General features: G+C 68.6%; 10 protein-coding genes and 1 pseudogene. 2 read left to right on the top strand and 9 right to left on the bottom strand.

Translation table 11 applies throughout. From position 1 onward, the window contains the following. Positions 1–981: 981 nt before the first annotated feature. Positions 982–2,064, bottom strand: a complete 1,083-nt coding sequence (locus IZR01_RS39470) for an integrase core domain-containing protein (RefSeq protein WP_438939656.1) — start codon at positions 2,062–2,064, stop codon at positions 982–984. Between IZR01_RS39470 and IZR01_RS54540 the strand changes: the two are divergent. After that, positions 1,947–2,222, top strand: a pseudogene (locus tag IZR01_RS54540) (phosphotransferase); the annotation flags it as partial. The gene IZR01_RS39470 and the pseudogene IZR01_RS54540 overlap by 118 nt on opposite strands. A 373-nt stretch (positions 2,223–2,595) precedes the next feature. On the opposite strand, the gene IZR01_RS39460 reads toward IZR01_RS54540, so the two are convergent. The 5 genes from IZR01_RS39460 to IZR01_RS39440 all read right to left on the bottom strand — a co-directional run bounded on the left by IZR01_RS39460 (position 2,596) and on the right by IZR01_RS39440 (position 10,547). Next, positions 2,596–3,582, bottom strand: coding sequence for a beta-ketoacyl-ACP synthase 3 (locus IZR01_RS39460; protein ID WP_194897290.1), 987 nt, complete (start codon positions 3,580–3,582; stop codon positions 2,596–2,598). 66 nt (positions 3,583–3,648) lie between these two features. After that, entirely contained in the window at positions 3,649–6,147 is a 2,499-nt protein-coding gene (locus tag IZR01_RS39455; protein ID WP_194897287.1) for an aminotransferase class I/II-fold pyridoxal phosphate-dependent enzyme, read from the bottom strand. A gap of 327 nt (positions 6,148–6,474) precedes the next feature. After that, complete coding sequence (gene hppD, locus IZR01_RS39450) at positions 6,475–7,494, bottom strand: 4-hydroxyphenylpyruvate dioxygenase (RefSeq protein ID WP_194897286.1); 1,020 nt, start codon at positions 7,492–7,494, stop codon at positions 6,475–6,477. A 546-nt stretch (positions 7,495–8,040) separates the two neighbouring features. Continuing rightward, complete coding sequence (locus IZR01_RS39445; RefSeq protein ID WP_194897285.1) at positions 8,041–8,784, bottom strand: thioesterase II family protein; 744 nt, start codon at positions 8,782–8,784, stop codon at positions 8,041–8,043. Beyond that, positions 8,784–10,547 carry an acyl-CoA dehydrogenase family protein gene (locus IZR01_RS39440; protein ID WP_194897284.1) on the bottom strand — a complete coding sequence of 588 codons (1,764 nt, stop codon included), beginning with the start codon at positions 10,545–10,547 and terminating at the stop codon, positions 8,784–8,786. Before IZR01_RS39440 ends, IZR01_RS39445 begins: the two co-directional genes overlap by 1 nt. Before the next feature lie 216 nt (positions 10,548–10,763). On the opposite strand from IZR01_RS39440, the gene IZR01_RS53765 reads away from it, so the two are divergent. Further along, the gene (locus tag IZR01_RS53765) at positions 10,764–11,585 is read left to right on the top strand and encodes a CPBP family intramembrane glutamic endopeptidase (RefSeq protein ID WP_323746549.1); all 822 of its coding nucleotides are present in this window, start codon (positions 10,764–10,766) and stop codon (positions 11,583–11,585) included. Here IZR01_RS53765 and IZR01_RS39430 read toward each other — a convergent pair. The 3 genes from IZR01_RS39430 to IZR01_RS39420 form a co-directional block, all read right to left on the bottom strand. After that, positions 11,560–12,861, bottom strand: a complete 1,302-nt coding sequence (locus tag IZR01_RS39430) for an MFS transporter (RefSeq protein WP_194897283.1) — start codon at positions 12,859–12,861, stop codon at positions 11,560–11,562. The genes IZR01_RS53765 and IZR01_RS39430 overlap by 26 nt on opposite strands. A 53-nt stretch (positions 12,862–12,914) precedes the next feature. Further along, positions 12,915–13,652, bottom strand: coding sequence for an AfsR/SARP family transcriptional regulator (locus IZR01_RS39425; RefSeq protein WP_194897282.1), 738 nt, complete (start codon positions 13,650–13,652; stop codon positions 12,915–12,917). A 145-nt stretch (positions 13,653–13,797) separates the two neighbouring features. Then, positions 13,798–16,613: amino acid adenylation domain-containing protein (locus IZR01_RS39420; protein ID WP_228561116.1), on the bottom strand; the 2,816-nt coding region annotated here is incomplete at its 5' end.

Raw genomic sequence — 16,613 nt, 5'->3', positions numbered from 1 at the left:
GAGCGCCTTCCGGAGAATCACGAGGCGATGGTCACGATCAGCATGATCATGTTGATGGCGCGTCGCCTCGCCAGGCCACGCACGGTGCTATCACGCGCAGCCTGACGGGATCTCGGACAGCCTCTTACGCGTCGACATCGTGAACGCCGACCCAGAACGCGCGCACGGTCGCGACATTAATCTGGCCACGCTCGCGACAACCACCTTGGCCGCCAGCAGTTGGCGTCGCTGCGACGCACGGAGTCCCGCGCCGCGGCGCGGGACTCCGTGTCGGTGCTACTGGCGGCTGGCTGAGCTCCGGCCGCCAGTATGGGCGGATGCGAGCACAAGGCTTGCGCAAGCGGTCACTAGTGCCGGGTTCGGACTAATAGCTAGGATAACGATGATCACGATCAAAATCGTGACCTGCTGGCCTAGTCGCCCTGTTGGGGGCGCTGGGCGGCGGGTAACACCGATTCGAGGGGATTCCATCCTGGGCTCCTCGTTGGGCCAGGCTGCCCCGCACGGTTCCTAGGCCAGATGCGGGGCGGCGGGTCAGAGGCTGCTGTCCATTCGCAGCTGCCATACATAGGGTTCCCGCTGCATGGCCCCGGCAGCACGCTGACGGCGCACCGAGTCCGACGTTACGCATATTTTCTACCGATTTAACCAGGTGTGAAGCCAAGCTTACGCGGTGCCCACAATGCCCGGGCATCCCGTGCCCCTGACATGGGCATTCCTATTGCGAGCGCTACACAAGCTGATTCTCCGGGTGTCGCAATACGCGTCCCGGCCTTGGACGGGAACGAGGCATCGATCATCATCTTGATGGCTAGCATCCTGGTTGAGCGGCATACTGGCGCGATCTCGCCCCTCCAACACCAGCACGCGGTCCAGCAGCCGGCTGTGGTAGCACGACGTCGTTGGTAGCGGCGTATGTCGACGATCTGGGCAACAGTCCATAGCCGCGCTGCGCGTTCGTATACTGAGGGTGCCGATAACCTATGCGACCTGCTGATATTCGTGGAGCAGCCCTCCGGCGCGATCACGCCGTCTGACCCGGAACTCCTCGAGATCGACCACGTTGTCCGACCGCGGACGCATCGGCGCGGCCTGGTCGAGGGATCGGTGCGGGCGGTGCCCGTTGTAGTGGTCCTCGTACTCACGCAGCAGCCGCAGCAGATGCTCCAAATTCCAGATGAGGGTCCGGTCGGTCAGCTCCGCGCGTAGGCTGCGGAACCAGCGTTCCATGATCGCGTTCTGGCGGGGTGCCCGTATGCCGGTGCGGATCACATCGATGCCGGCGGCAGTGAACACCGCGTCGAACGCCGCACCGAACGAGGCGTCCCGATCGTGGATCAGGTACTTCAGCCTCGCCCCGGCGTCATCCAGGTCCATCAGCAAGTTCCGGGCCTGCTGTGTGACCCAGTCCGCCGTCGGGTGGAAGGTGGCACCCAGCACCCGGACCCGTCGGGTCGCGTGCTCGATCACGGTGAGGACGTACGCCTTCGACCCGTCCAGCAGGTCGACCACCACGAAGTCGCAGGCGATGATCGCCTCGGCCTGCGAGCGCAGGAACGCAGCCCAGCTCGGACCGGTATCTCGGGTCGGGGCCGGCTCGACACCGGCGCCCTTCAGGATCTCCCACACGGTGGAGGCGGCGATTTTGATGCCCAGGCCGGCCAGCTCGCCGTGGATTCTGCGATAGCCCCAACCAGGATTCTCGCGCGCCATCCGCAGCACCAGAGCCTTGATGTTCCGATGCGTCGGCGGACGGCCTGCACGACGCCGCGAACGCCTCGCCCAGCGCCGCCGCAGCAGGTCCCGATGCCAACGCAGCAGCGTTGCCGGCGTAACGATCAGCCGGAGCCGCGGCACACGATCAGTAGGCAACAACCTCGCAAGCAACACCAGCCACGCCCGATCGGTCCAGGTCAGCTTCCGCGCAACGCGCGGATCACGGCGCTGTGCGACAGCAAGCTGATGCCGCAGCATCAAAATCTCCACGTCTTTCGCCGCCGAATCCCGCCCCGCCAGCCACAGCCACGCGAACAACCGAGTCACGACCAGATAGACCAGCTTCAACCCCACGACACGGCATCATCCCAGCTCGCAGCAATAATCGGCACCCTCAGGTCCGCGACCTGGAGATCATCGGGCACGGTGATCTGGCCCCTTGGAACATGGTGTTCGACGGCACCGAAGTGACCGGCGTCATCGACTGGGACGCGGCCGGGCCGATGACCCGGTCCTGGGACGTGGCCTACCTCGCCGTCCAGTTCGTCCCCTTCCACCTGGGTGACGACATATCGAGCTGGGGATGGGACACCCCGCCGGACCGGCGAGCCCGACTCGCCCTCCTGTGCGACGCCTACGGCGGACTCGACCCGGAGGACGTCGTCAACGACGCCATTCTGCGTCTCCAGTCGATCGGCATGTTCCTGCGGCAGCACATCAAGGCCGGCGACCCGCAATTCGAGGTGCAGCGTCGCGAACGACATGACCGGGGCTTCATGGCGGCCGCGGCGAACCTGGCGGCGCACCGGGACTCCCTACTGGATCCGGAATCAGATTTCACTGCCCACCACGCCTCGGCTCGCCTCGCCTCGGCTCGGCTCACGGTACAGCGATCACTTGAGCCGAGTAGCTCAGCCCGGATCCGAAGCCGACCAGCAGCGCCAGGTCTCCGGGCCGAACCCGGCCGGCCGAGATCAGCGACTCCAGCGCCAGCGGGATCGACGCCGCCGAGGTGTTGCCGTCGTCGCGGATCTGCCGTGACACCTCGACAGAGTCCGGCAGTCCGAGCTGTCCGACGACGTTGTCGGTGATGCGCAGATTCGCCTGATGCGGAATGAAGGCGTTGATGTCGCCCGGCTTGAGGCCCGCGGCGTCCAGCGCGTCCCGGGCCACGCCAGCCAGGGCGCCGATGGCCCACCGATACACCTCGCGCCCGGCCATCTCCAGGTAGGGCCACGGTTCGGCACCCGGGGTCTTCAAAGCGGCGAAGGACCCGCTCTGCTCGATGGCGTGCAGATGGGTGGTGTCGCTGCCCCAGACGACGGGACCGATGCCGGTCCGGCTGGCCGGTCCCACCACGACGGCGCCGGCCCCGTCGCCGAACAGGAACGCCGTGCCCCGGTCCCGGGGGTCCACGATGTCACTCATCCGCTCGGCTCCGGCGACCACCACGTAGCGCGCCTCGCCCGAGCACACCAGGCTGTTCGCGATCGCCAGGGCGTGTGAGAAGCCGGCGCACGCCGCACCGACGTCGAAAGCCACGGCCCCGTCCGCGCCCAGCTCGGCCGCGCAGACCGCGGCGGCCGGCGGCGCCTGGTGGAGATGGGACATGGTCGCGAGCACGACGCAGGACACGTCGGCGGGGACGATCCCGGCCACGCTGAGCGCCTTGCTCGCGGCCCAGGCGGCCATCTCGGGGATGGTCTCGGAGCCGGCGAAGCGGCGCGAGACGATGCCGGATCTGGTGCGGATCCACGCGTCGTCGGAGTCGATGTGCTGGCAGATCTCCTCGTTGCTGACGATTCGCTCCGGCCGGTAGGCGCCTATGCCCACGATCCGCGCGGCACCGCGCTGCGGTCTGCTCATCACCGGCGGGATCCGGGCTTCTGTCAGCAAGTCGGCCAAGGTCGCTCACAACTCCTTTGTCGTCGGTCAGGCAAACGGGGTCGGCTGCGGGCCCGACGCCTGTGCCTCGATGAACTTCGCAAGCCGCGCCATCCCCTCGGTGATCTCTGCCTGGGTGACATAGCTGGTGGACAGCCGGATGTCGCGCTCGCCGCCGCCGACCGGATGAAAATAGGACATCGGGGTCCAGATGACTCCGAACTCCTCGGCCGACCGGGCCAGCGCGGCGTTGTCCGCCACGAAGGGGACGCTGAGGGCGAGGAAGAAGCCGCCGGCGGGCTCATTCCAGCGGACGCCCGAAGACGCGCGGCGTTCGGCCGGGAAGTGGCGGTCGAGTTCGCGCAGGGTGGCGCGCATCGCCTCGTCGTAGTGCGCGCGGGACTCGACGTTGAGTTCCGCGGCACCGCCGCCGGCCGCCAGCAGCATGCCGCCGACCACCGCCTGGCTCAGCGCGGGGGTGTTCACGGTGACCATGCTCTTGATCTTGGCGAGCTCGTCGGCGAGGAGCCGGGTGCCGCCGGCCCGGTCCACGACCTCCTGATCGGCGATGGCGAAACCGACCCGAGCCCCGGGGAACAACGACTTGGAGAACGACCCGAGGTGGACCACCCCGCGCCGGCGGTCCAGGGATTTCAGGGTCGGCAGCTGCCGGCCCGGGCTGACCAGCCGGTACGGGCTGTCCTCCAGGATCAGGACACCGAGGCGGGCCGCCGCTTCCAGAAGCTCCAGCCGGGTTTCCCGGGCCATGGTCGTACCGAGCGGATTGGAGTGGTCGGGCACGACGTAGAAGGCGCGAGGACGCCGGCCGGCCGCGCGCTCGGCACGCACCGCGGCTTCCAGGTCCGCGACGTCGAAGCCCGTCTCCCGCTCCGGTACCGGCACCACCGCGATGTCGAGAACACGGGCCGCGCCGGTGATCCCCACATAGCAGGGGCTGGAGACCAGAAGGACGTCATCGGGTCCGGAGATCAGGGCACGAAGTGCGAGGAGCATCGCCTCCTGGCACCCGACGGTGACCACGATCGCCTCCGGGGCGATATCGATCCCCTCATCCTTGCGCAACGACTCGGCGATCAGGCCGCGGATCCGACCGGCGGTCGGACCGTACTGGAACAGCGCGTCGCGGATCTCGTCCGGGGTGGAGCCGGTCTGGGCGAGATGATCGAGATAGCGTCGCAGATACCCGACGATCTGCTCGGTGTCGAAGAATCCGTCGTACGGACGGCCCGGCGCGAAGGAGATCGCCTTCGGGTAGCACGCCGTGATCTCGTTGAGGAAGGTCATCGTCTCCAGAAGCGGATCGGAGACACTGGAGTGCAGTTCCTCCTCGCGCAATCTGAACTCCGCCCGCGCGACCGGGGCGCGGTCCTCCGTCGCCGGAGACAGGGTCCTGGACTGGGTCCCGGACTGGGTCCCGGACTGGGTCCCGGCACGGGAGCGACCGCGAATCAGCTCGGGACCGGCATCGGCGACCGACGGGGTGCCGGTCAAGACCATGGTCTCGGTGAGTTCCTCCACGACGATGTCCAACACCCGCTCCACACCGGCCTGGCCGCCGGCCGCCAGGCCGTGCAGGATCGGCCGGCCGAGCAGGGCCGCGTCGGCTCCGAGCGCGAGGGCGGCCAGGACATCGGCACCGCTGCGCACGCCCCCGTCGAGCAGGACCGACAGCCGGCCGGCGACCGCGGAGGCGATCTCGGGCAGCACGGCGAGGGTGGCCGGGACGCCGTCGAGTTGGCGGCCGCCGTGGTTCGACACGATGATGCCGTCCGCTCCCGCGTCGACAGCCCGGCACCCGTCGGGGGCGCTCATGATGCCTTTGAGCAGCAGCGGCAGGGGACTGACAGACCGGATCCACTCCAGCACCGACCAGTCCAGGCCGGAGGACTCGAAGGCGGTCCGCGCGTGATCGGCCGGCGAGGCGGTGCCGGCCCGGTCCAGGTTGCCCGGTCGCACGTGCGGCGGCAGCGTGAAGCCGTTGCGCAGATCCCGCAGCCGCCGGCCGAGCCGGGGTGCGTCCACGGTGAGCACCAGCGCCTCGAACCCGGCTCGCTCCGCACGGACGATCAGATCCCTGGTCACCGAGCGATCGCGGAAGCAGTACACCTGAAGCCAGAGCGGGGCCCGCGCCGCCGCGGCGATCTCCTCGAAGCCACGGCCCGCGAACGTGCTCACCACGACCGGGACCCCGGCCGCTCCGGCGGCCCGCGCGGTGGCGATCTCGCCCTCGTCGTCGGCCAGCGTGTGGTAGGCCATCGGCGCGATGCCGAACGGAAGCGGCCAGTCGCGGTCCAGGATCCGGGTCCGGGTGACCGGTGAGCCGATGCCCGCCAGCACCCGGGGAACCCATTCGACGCCGGCGAACGACTCGGTGTTGGCCGCGAGGGTCCGCTCCGGCCCGGCGCCCCCTTCGATAAAGTCCCAGACGGCCGGGTCCAGGCGTTCCCGAGCCGCGTGGGCGATATCGGCCAGTGTGAAGGCCGCGGTGATGGCCGCGGTGACGGTCGCGTCCCGGCTGCCCGTCATCCGGCGGCCCCGCAGACTGCACGCAGCCGGACACCCTCGATATCGCGCGCAACCACAGGAGCGCCCCCTTCGATGCAGGGATCGGTGAAACCTGAATCAGGCTATGCATCCGCTTTTAAGCGGCGCTAAAGCGGCGCGCGCTCCTGCGGGATGCTTCGCCGGACATCGGCGAGGCCGGACCCGATCGAAGCAGCGTCGTCAGGGCGGTGGCGAAGGTCACCGATCGCCGACCCGGCCCCGTCACCGCACCCGCCACGCCTCGGCAGACGGCGTCCCGGCGCAGCCGCATACGACCGCCGGCAACGCAATGGCGGGGCGACGAACCGCTCAGTCGGCGACCAGCCGGTCGCGCTCCACCGCCTCGTACAGGGCCCTGATGTTGGAACTGCCGAAGCCGCGGGCCCCGCTGCGCTGGATGAGCTCGTAGAACAGGGTGTTCCGAGGGTGCGGCGAGCGGGTGAACAGCTGCAGCAGGTGGCCCCATTCGTCGCGATCGGCCAGCACGTTGGCATCCCGCAGCTCGGCGACCTTCGTCCGCATCTCCGGAATGCGGTCCGTCAGCATGTCGTAGTAGGAGGCCGGGGTCTCCAGGAAGACCGCACCGCGCTCGCGCATCTCGTCGACCGCCGGGACGATGTCGTCGACGAGGAACGCCAGGTGCTGCACGCCGGGGCCGCTGTTGCGATCGAGGAAGGCGTCGAGCTGGCCGGGGTTCTTGGCCGGGTCCGGGGCCACAAGGGTGTACGTCACGCCGCCGGAGCCGCTGCGCACCACGATGGAGTCCATCGCCTGGCCACCGACGTCGACGTACTCGCTGGAGTAGCGTTCGAGCCCGAATCCCGCGGTGTAGAAGTCGGCCCAGCGCCCCAGGCTTCCGCCGTCGACGCAGACCGCGACGTGGTCCAGCAGCCGGATCCGGCCGGGCACGGCGCGCGCCGACGTCAGCGGGGTCCACGACCGTCCGGCGGGCAGCGCGGTCCCGATCTCGGGCGTCGCGGGCAGCAGGGTGTGGACGACCGATCCGAAGCCGCTCACGACCGGCCCGCCGAGCGAGGAGCGGTGCACCGCGGCGCCGGCGGTCTCGGCCGCGGCGGCGGTCTCGGCGACGTCCTGACAGGTCAGCGCGATGTCGGCGACTCCGTCACCGTGCTCGTCGAGGAACGCGTCGGTCGCCGGCCCGGTGGTGACCACGAGCTGGACTCGACCCTGGCGCAACAGCACGGACTCCCGGTCGTGGGCCCGGGACTCGGCCACCGCGGCGAAGCCCATCGCGGACACGAAGTAATCGATGGTCGTATGCCTGTCGCCGGTGTAGATCTCGACGTATTCGATATCGCGAGCGGTCATGGACAACGCCCCCTTTCGGGACAGAGCGATCCGGAGAATCCGAACCAGGCTATGCGTCGGCGATAAAGCGGTGCTTAATCGCATTCACCACGCATTTAAGGGAGGCTTAAGCGAATACCCGTATTCTGAGTCGGTCGCTTACCATCCAGCCCGTCTACGCCGAGCACATCGGCGGCGCCGTCCCGGACGTGACGGCCGGCAGCCCTATACCGGGCACCGGAAGATCCTGGTGGCGATGACCTGAGAGCCGCCCGGCCGTGGTACCCCGGGCCCGGCCGGGCCTCAGGGCGGAGGAACCGCCGCCTCAGCTCTCGATCCGGTCATGTTCCCCAGCCAGCGACGGGACCGCCCGCAACAGCACCTCGGTGACGTCCCAGAGGAATTCCCGGTCGGCAGGACATCGCAGAGGCCTTCGTCATCCGACGGCGCCGGCAGCCGGGACGCCACAGCCGCCCCGGCTGTCGGCGCGCCCGGGGCGCCCGGCGGGGCGGAATCCCCGAGCCCGCCTGACTTCTCCCGTGCGGCGTGATCGCCATCGATCCGCGGTCACCGCCGAAGCCTGCCCCACAAGTCCGCCAGCAGTTCCTCTTCGCGGTCGACCAGGTAAAAGTGTCCTCCGCGGAAGACTTCAACCTCGAACTCCCCCGCGGCCACCGCGCTCCACAAACGAGCCTCGGCCACGGAGACCTCCGGATCCCGGTCCCCGACACAGACCAGCACCGGGGCCTCGACCATGCCCGGCCGGTGGTTGTAAGACCTGGCCATGCGCAGGTCCGAGCGCAGCGCGGGGAGCAGCAGCGGGCCCAAGTCGCGGTCCTCATACAGCCCGGCGTGTGTGCCGCCCAGTTTCCTGGCGAAGGCGATGATCTCATCCTCGTCGTCAGAAGGCAGGTCGTGGTCTCTTCCGCCCGGGCCGCTGCTGCCGGACAACACGAGCAGTTTCGGACCGGAGCCCCGCTCTTCCAGCAACCGGGCTACTTCGAAGGCCAGTACGGAGCCCATGCTGTGCCCGAACAAGGCCAGGGGCAGGTCCGACAACGGCTCCAGACGCCCCGCGATCTGCCGGGCCAGCACGTCCATGTCCTCGATGAAGGGCTCTGCTATCCGGTCCTGGCGGCCCGGGTAGCAGACCGCCAGGACCTCGATGTCGTCGGGCAGCCGAGCCCGCCAGCCGTGATACGCGCTGGCCGAGCCGCCGGCATGCGGCAGGCACACCAGGCGCAGCCGTGGCGTGCCCGGCGGGCCGAACCGGCGCAGCCAGCCGGTCGGAGCCGGGTCCGTACCGGGCATCAGTCGGTCCCGGAAGCGAGGGTGGCGAGCGAGAACACCGTCGTGTCGGCCAGGCAGCCCAGAACGTGCCCCTCCAGGTCGGCCAGATACTTCTCGGACGCCGTCACCCACGGGTCCGTTCCGCGCAGCAGCCGTTCCAGACAGAGCACGAGCCAGCCGCCGGCGGCGAAGTCGCCGCCGAGAGCCTCCCGGTTGACCAGCCACGTGTAGACGCACGAGGCGAGCGCGTGGAGTTCGCAATGCCGCACCGCGGCCAGCATCGCGTCCTTGCCCCTGACATCCATCGGACCCCAGGCCGCGATCAGCTTGTAGTGCGCGGCATGCTGCGCGTCCGCCAGCTCCACCAGGGCGGCGATCCGCGCCGCGGTCGGAGTCGCGCCGGGGAGGGCGGCCAGGTTCCGGGCCAGACGGACGGCGATCGACCACCGCTGGGTGATCTCATCGGATCCCTCATTGGTGAGCTGGAGCTCCATGCCGTCGGGCTCCCAGCGCGGAACGCCCCGTGTCCAACTGAATATCGCCTCCAGCACCTCGCCCAGGTCCTCCTCAGCGGAGTCCGAGGGCATCCGTCGCACCACGAACGGCAACTGGTCGGCGACGGCGTGCAGGTTCACATGCGTGGTGCCGTCGAAGATGCTGGCGATGGCATGGTCCCGTTGGATTTTCTGGAACACGCCGTCCGCGACGCCCTCACGCAGATAGCTGCGCGCGCCCAGCACCCGCCCCATACTCGCCACCACTTCTTCGGCCATGACGGGAACGAGGTACTTGACGACACAGGACCACAGACTCATCCTTCCCGGCACCACGTTCAGCGCCCGGGTGACCGGCAGCGCGGTGCACTCGGCGATCATCAGGTCGACGTGGCCGGACAGGATCTGGTCCCGTATCGCCGGGATCTGATAGACGGTGCCTCCGTACAGCTTGCGTTCGTGGGCGTATTCCAGTGCGATGCGCAGGGCGGCGTCCATGGTCCCGACTGAGAGGGCTGATATCGCCGTGCGGGTGATCTGAAGGGTCTTGAGGACCTGCGTCAGCCCCGCTCCGGGACGGCCCAGCACGGCGTCCCGGGCGAGCGGGACCTCGTCGAAGACGACGCCGCTCAGGTCGTGGCCGCGAAGGCCGACCGTCTTGACGAAGGGCAGCGTCGACCAGCGTGCCGGATCGACCGTCTCCTTGTCGACGAGCACCATGCTGAAGTCCCGCTCCCCGGACCTGGCGAACGCCGTCACGAAGCGTCCCCGGGTCGCGTTGCCCACCGGCCACTTGGCGCCGGAGAGCAGGAGCGAGCCGTCCGGCCCGTCGGCCAGGACTGCTTCGCAGGCGCGCAGATCGCTGCCGTGATCGGCCTCCGAGACGCCGAAGCAGGCGAAGGCGCCGTCCAGCACGGCCCGGGCCACAGTCTCGCGCTGGTCCTCGCGCCCCCACAACCAGACCGGGTTCACGGCCAGCAGGGCCGAGCCGTAGGCCACGGCGATGGTGACGTTGCGCCGCGACAGGGTACGGCACAGGTGGTAGAGCTCCTCCAGGCTGGTGAGCCGGCCGCCGACCGTCTCAGGGACCAGATACGCTGGGAATCCCCAGTCCCGGATCGCCTCCAGCGCGCCGGCGGGCAGTTCGTCCCGCTCCTCGGCCTCGACGATCTCGCGGTAGCTGAACGGTCCGGTCCCGGTGCGGGGATCGCCCAGGAACCGATCGAGGTCGGCGGCCGGACGGCGGGCCGGGCCGAGCCGGGACGGCATGGGATCGAGGTCTACAGGCATGACCGGACTCCTCCCTTACACTGGCACGAAACGTCATCACTGCCGGCAATGGGCAAACGGCCGCCATTCGGAAACTCTTAGTCGGGAATCCCACAACAGGGGCCTCGGAAAGGGTAGCGACCGGCACTTAAGCCGCCCTTAAGCACGAGAAACAAAGTCAGCACTCTGTGTCATAATGGCCGACATGCCATTCAGCCACAGACACGGTGGGCGACGGTGACCGCGCCGGAGATGCGGGTGGCGCTGGACGTCAAGGCCGTCCGCACCGGTTTCGGGCCGGCCAGCCTGCTGGTGATCGCCGCGGCACTGTTCATCGCCGTACCGCTGCCCGGCGGACTCCTCGTCCTGTCCGGGCCGGCGGTCGCTCTGGCGGTCTGCACGGTCATGGCCTGGCGGGCTCGTCTGGCTTCCGCGGTCCGGGCGCTGGCCTGCGCCGACGTCGTGTTCACGGTGGCGGTGGCCGGCGGACGGCTCGGCCTGAGCTCGGCGATCACGACCGTGCTGCTCATCCTGCTCCCGGCGGCGACGCTGAAGGCCTGCGACCGCCGGGAGTGGCTGCGGCCCGCCATGAGCTGGCTGCGCCGCGGCCAGGCCGCCGCCGGCAGTCGCTGGCTGGCGGCCGCGACCGTGGCTCTGAGCGCCGCGGCTCTGGTCCTGTGGTCCGAGGCGTCCCATCCAGCCGCCCCGGAGTTTCTTCGTACTCTTCGACACGGCCCGGTATGGATTACCGTGCTCTCGCTGGCGGCATTCGCAACGGTGAACCCGTTGTGGGAAGAATTCGTTTTCCGCGGGGTATTGCTCGACGAGCTCCGCCAGACCGTCGGTGTCCGCTCCGCCGTCGTCATCCAGGCGGCCGCCTTCGGTTTGGTCCATCTGAACGGTTTCCCCTCCGGTGCGCTCGGCGCGCTCATGGCCGGCACCTGGGGGCTGGCCCTGGGCACGCTGCGACTTCAGACGCGCGGGATGCTCTGGCCGTATCTCACGCACGTCTGCGCCGACGCGACCATCGGGATCATCGCGACGCTGCTTCTGCGCTGAGTTCGTCGGCGGCTGCAGGTTCGTCGGCGGCCGCGGGTTCGGCCGCTTCCGATTCGGCGACAGCACCGGGCTCGGGCTCAGCGGCCGCCGCGACCGGCGAGACGTCCTCACGTCCGCTGAACATGACCACCGCCCCGCCGGCGAACACCACCGCGCTCAAGTAGACCGCCGAGCGGTAGTCCATGACGCCCACCAGCCACGCACCGGCTGAGATCCCGAGGATCTGCGCACCGAACATGACGAGGTTCGCCGCCCCGCTCACCCGGCCCATCAGGGCGTTCGGCGTGGCCAGTTGGAAGGCGGTCCCGGAACTGACGATCACCACCGCCAGACCCGCGCCGAACAACCCGGCGGCGCCGACCACGACGCCGCTGTCCGGCGCGGCCACGAACGGCAGCGCCACCGTGCCGGCCGCCATCCCGAAAGCGGCGGCCCGCATGGCGCCCACCCCGCGGATCAGCCGCGGCGCGAGCAGCCCGCCGACCAGCCCGGTCGCGCTCATCACGGTGAGCAGCGTCCCGACCCAGGTCGGCTTGTGGCCCAGCCCCACCGTCACCACCGCGATGCCCAGCGTCTCGTACAGGCCCATCGCGAACAGCGTGATCGCCGAGGCGATCACGAACCGCCGTAACACCGGGGAGCTGAACAGGAAGCGGAACCCGGCCACCATGTCGGCGCGCCATCCGTTCGCCGCCCGGTTCATCGGCCGCGGATCCTCGATCCGCACCAGAGTCCAGCAGAGCACTGATATCGCGAAGGTCGAGGCGTCCAGGACGGCCAGGACATGGCCGCCCCACGCGGACAGCACACCCAGGCCGATGGCCGGGGTGATCAACCGAGCCCCCTGATACAGCACCTGGCCCAGCCCTTGGGCGGTCGCCATGAGCTCGGCGGGCACCAGGCGCTCCTGCAGCCCCGCGAACGCGCTGGAGGCGACGGCCAGGGCGATGCCGTTGAAGAAGAGCACCACGTCGATCATCCAGACGTCGGAAGCCCCCCGCACCCAGACCAGCGTCAGGACCAACAGCCCCATGCCGATGTTCGTCAGCATCACCAGGAGTTTGCGACGCAGCAGGTCCACGGCCAGGCCGGTCAGCGGCGAGAGCAGGGTGCCCAGCATCAGACACAGGGTCGCGACGCCGGCCTGCGGCGTCGAGCCCGTCAGCTCCTTGATCCAGATCGCGGCGGCGAGCCAGAAGGCGTTGTCGCCGATCATGCTCACCGAGTTGCCCAGCAGGCTGATCCGCACGTTGCGGAGCCGAAGCAGTTCGCGCATGCCGGCTCAGCCTCTCCGGGAATCGGGCTGTGCCCCGGCACGGCCGGCGCGCATCACGAAGCGATCCGCGACGGGTAGGGGCTCTCCATCGACACCGACAACCGGTCGGAATCCTGGGACAGGATCGCCAGCTGGAGGCTGCGCAGCCGGTGGCTCGGCTCAAGCCCGAACTCGTCATTCATCGCCGTCCGGATCGTCTGGTACGCCTCAAGCGCCTCGTTGGGGCGCCTGGCGTTGTACAGCGCGATCATCAAGAGCTCGTGGACCCGCTCCCGGGTCGGATACTCCCCGGCCAGCTGAGAAAGCTCGCCAGTCAGCCCCCGGTGCCGCCCGAGTACCAGCTCCAGCTCCAGCAGCCGCTCGATGGTCACCACGCGCAGCTCGTCGAGCCGCTCGGCCGCCGACCGCAGCCGCGGGGTGTACCGCACGTCGGCCAGCGCCGGCCCGTGCCACAGCTTCACAGCCTTTCGGAGCTCAACCGCCGCGCCGTGCAGATCGCCGTGGACCTGCAGCCGGTCAGCTCGGTCCCGCAGCTGCTCGAACTGCTTCAGGTCACTCTCGTGCCCGGCCATGCTGAGCACGTAGCCCGGCTGCTGGGTCATGATCTGGGAGTCCTCGCGGTCCGCCCCTCCCTCGCTCAAGAGTTTGCGAAGCTTGCAGACGTATACCTGCAACGCCGTGGTCGCCGTGCGCGGCGGGCGGCCGTCCCACAACTCGTCCATCAGCTGCTGCGTCGACACCACATGCCCGGGCCGGGTCAGCAGATTCGCCAACACGATCTTCGGCTTCAAGGCGCTGAGATTGCGTGACCCACCGTCCTTTCCGGTCAGTGACAGAGGTCCCAATATTCCGAATCGCAACTTTCTTACCCCCCGGTAAGTCACCACATGAGATCCAATCAATGAGTTGGCGAAGGCCCTGCTTCCGTCGACCGTCCTACGCCTCGTCAGCCAGCCGCACCGCCACCATCTCCGCGACCCACACCGACGACTCGGCGCCGATCATGTCCTCGTGCCGGTAAGGCACCGGAAGCCGGTCCAATCCGCCGCCGATCGAGGCGAGCCAGGGATCGGCCGCGGACCCGTCCCGCAGTCCATCCGGATTCGGATATATGAACGTTGCTTTGCCGGAGAACCATCGCGGTTCAAACCCCCGTACGAGTCGTTGATTGTTCTCGACGGTGTCAACAAGTGCATGGATACGGGCCTCGTCCCGCTCCTGCCAGCTACTCTCGTTGTGCCGCAGGAACTCCACCACTCGCGCGCGGGTCAGGACGTCCCCACCCCGGTCCGCCGCGTCGAGGTCCTCGACCGAGTACCCGAGGCTGTCCAGCACCATCTCAAGTGCCAGCCGCCCCACGTCCACCTGCTCGGCCGATGGCACCGCGCGCTTGGCCGGCGGGTCGAGCAGCACCAGCGACGACACCTTCTCGCCCTGCTCCTCAAGCTGGACCGCCATCTCCTGCGCGACGCACCCGCCGAGCGACCAGCCGACCAGCCGGTACGGGCCCGACTTCTGCACACTCCGGATCTGCGCCACGTAATCGGCGGCCATCTCCGCGATGCTGCCGGGAAGAGCCTCCGGCTCCAGCATGCCCCGGCCTTGCAGTCCGTAGACCGGCACGTCCGGGTCGAGCAAGGCCGCCAACCTGGAGTATCCCCAGCTGAGTGGGCTCAGCGGATGGACGCAGAACACCGGGTCCGCCGAGCCGGTGGACCGCAGCGGCAACAGGACACGGAAGGAGTCCTCAGGGTCGTTCAGGCCACCCAGACGCGTGGCCAATCCCGCGACGGTCGGGGCCTCGAACAGCGTCCGGAGCCCCAGCTCCACGCCCAGCGCCGAGCGCACCCGACTCACCAGACGAGTGGCCAGCAGTGAGTGGCCGCCGAGTGCGAAGAAGTTGTCGTCGATGGACACTGATTCCAGGCCCAGGACCTCGGCGAACAAGTCGCACAACTGCTGTTCCTGCACGGTCCGCGGCTTGCGGCCGGCAGGATCGGAGTCGAACTCCGGCGCCGGCAGGGCACGACGGTCCAGCTTGCCGTTGGCGGTCAACGGCAGCGCGTCCAGCACCACGAATGCCGAGGGGATCATGTAGTCGGGGAGCGCGGCACCGAGATGCTCGCGCAGCGCCTCGGCGTCCAGCGCCGCAGAGCCGTCGGCAGGGACGAGGTAGGCGACTAGCCTCTTGTCGCCGGGCCGGTCTTCTCGTGCGAGCACAGCAACCCGAGACACCGCGTCGTGCCCGGCCAGGGCTGCTTCGATCTCGCCGAGTTCGATACGGAAGCCACGCAGCTTCACCTGGTCATCGGTACGGCCCAGATACTCCACCACGCCATCGACGCTCCAGCGCGCCAGATCCCCGGTGCGATACATCCGCGACCCGGCCGGACCGAACGGATCCGCCACGAACCGCTCCGAGGTCAGACCGGAACGGCCCAGATACCCGCGCGCAAGCTGAACACCAGCCAGATACAACTCCCCAGCCACCCCCGCAGGAACCGGAGACAGCGCAGAGTCCAGAACGTACAGCTGGGTGTTCCACACCGGACGGCCGATCGGCACCGAGACTGCGTCCGGGACACATTCCCACCACGACACGTCCACCGACGCCTCAGTCGGGCCGTACAGGTTGAACAGCCCCACGCCGTCCAACACGGTGAAGAACCGCTGCACCACCTCCGCTGGCAGCGCCTCACCCGAACACACCACCCGACGCAACCCCACACAGTCGGCGGCAGACGGCTCCGCCACAAACGCCGCCAGCATCGACGGCACAAAATGCACCGTCGTCACACCAGCAGAGACAATCAGCCCCGCCACATACGCCGGATCACGATGACCACCAGGCCGGGCAACCACCAGACCCGCACCCACCAGCAGCGGCCAGAAGAACTCCCACACCGAGACGTCGAAGCCCGACGGCGTCTTCTGCAACACACGATCGCTGACGTCGAGGCCGAACCGGTCCTGCATCCACAACAGACGGTTCACAATCCCCGCATGCGACACCACCACACCCTTCGGACGACCTGTCGAACCCGAAGTAAAGATCACATACGCCGGACACTCCGAACCCAATGCGACACCCAGATCCGCGCCCGCATACGCCGACACCTCAACCGCAAACTGCGGGTCATCTGCCACCAATAGATCAGTGGTCTGTGGCAAGGCCGAGACCACATCGGAGGTGGTGATCACACACACCGGGGAGGCATCAGCCAACATGAACCCGATACGGTCAGCCGGATAATCCGGATCCACCGGCAGGTAGGCCGCACCAGACTTCAGAATCGCCAGCAACGCCACAACCAGCTCCACCGAACGCTCCAGCGCCACCGCCACCAACGACTCCGGACCAGCACCCCGCGCCACCAGCGCCCGCGCCAAACGATTCGCCCGAACATTCAACTCCGCATACGAAACCCGCTCGTCCCCCCACAGCACCGCCACCGCATCCGGCGAACGCCGCACCTGCTCCTCAAACAAACCGACAAGAGTCGCATCCGGCACCGCATGAGCAGTGTCGTTGTTATCGACCAACAGCTCGGTCAGCGCCGAATCATCCAGCACCGGAACCGACCGCAGCACAAGGTCGGGATCATCCTCCAAGCCGACAACCAGAGCAGACACCGCAGTCCGCATCAGCGAGGCGACCGAGTGAGGGTCGATCGGGGCGACACACTGCACCGAGACGGCGAACCCGGCATCGGTACCGGCGTCGTCGACAGCGACCATCAGGGGATAGTTCG

The sequence above is a fragment of the Catenulispora pinisilvae genome (assembly GCF_015356865.1).
Classification (GTDB): Bacteria; Actinomycetota; Actinomycetes; order Streptomycetales; family Catenulisporaceae; genus Catenulispora; species Catenulispora pinisilvae.
This window is presented reverse-complemented; position numbering and strand designations above follow the sequence as displayed.

What these genes read in the sequence shown, in the direction of transcription:
- IZR01_RS39440 (WP_194897284.1), bottom strand. Translation starts at nt 10,547, where the DNA reads ATGCCTGTAGACCTCGATCCCATGCCGTCCCGGCTCGGCCCGGCCCGC.
- IZR01_RS39430 (WP_194897283.1), bottom strand. Translation starts at nt 12,861, where the DNA reads ATGCGCGAACTGCTTCGGCTCCGCAACGTGCGGATCAGCCTGCTGGGC.
- hppD (WP_194897286.1), bottom strand. Translation starts at nt 7,494, where the DNA reads ATGACCGCTCGCGATATCGAATACGTCGAGATCTACACCGGCGACAGG.
- IZR01_RS39460 (WP_194897290.1), bottom strand. Translation starts at nt 3,582, where the DNA reads ATGAGCAGACCGCAGCGCGGTGCCGCGCGGATCGTGGGCATAGGCGCC.
- IZR01_RS39445 (WP_194897285.1), bottom strand. Translation starts at nt 8,784, where the DNA reads ATGCCCGGTACGGACCCGGCTCCGACCGGCTGGCTGCGCCGGTTCGGC.
- IZR01_RS39455 (WP_194897287.1), bottom strand. Translation starts at nt 6,147, where the DNA reads ATGACGGGCAGCCGGGACGCGACCGTCACCGCGGCCATCACCGCGGCC.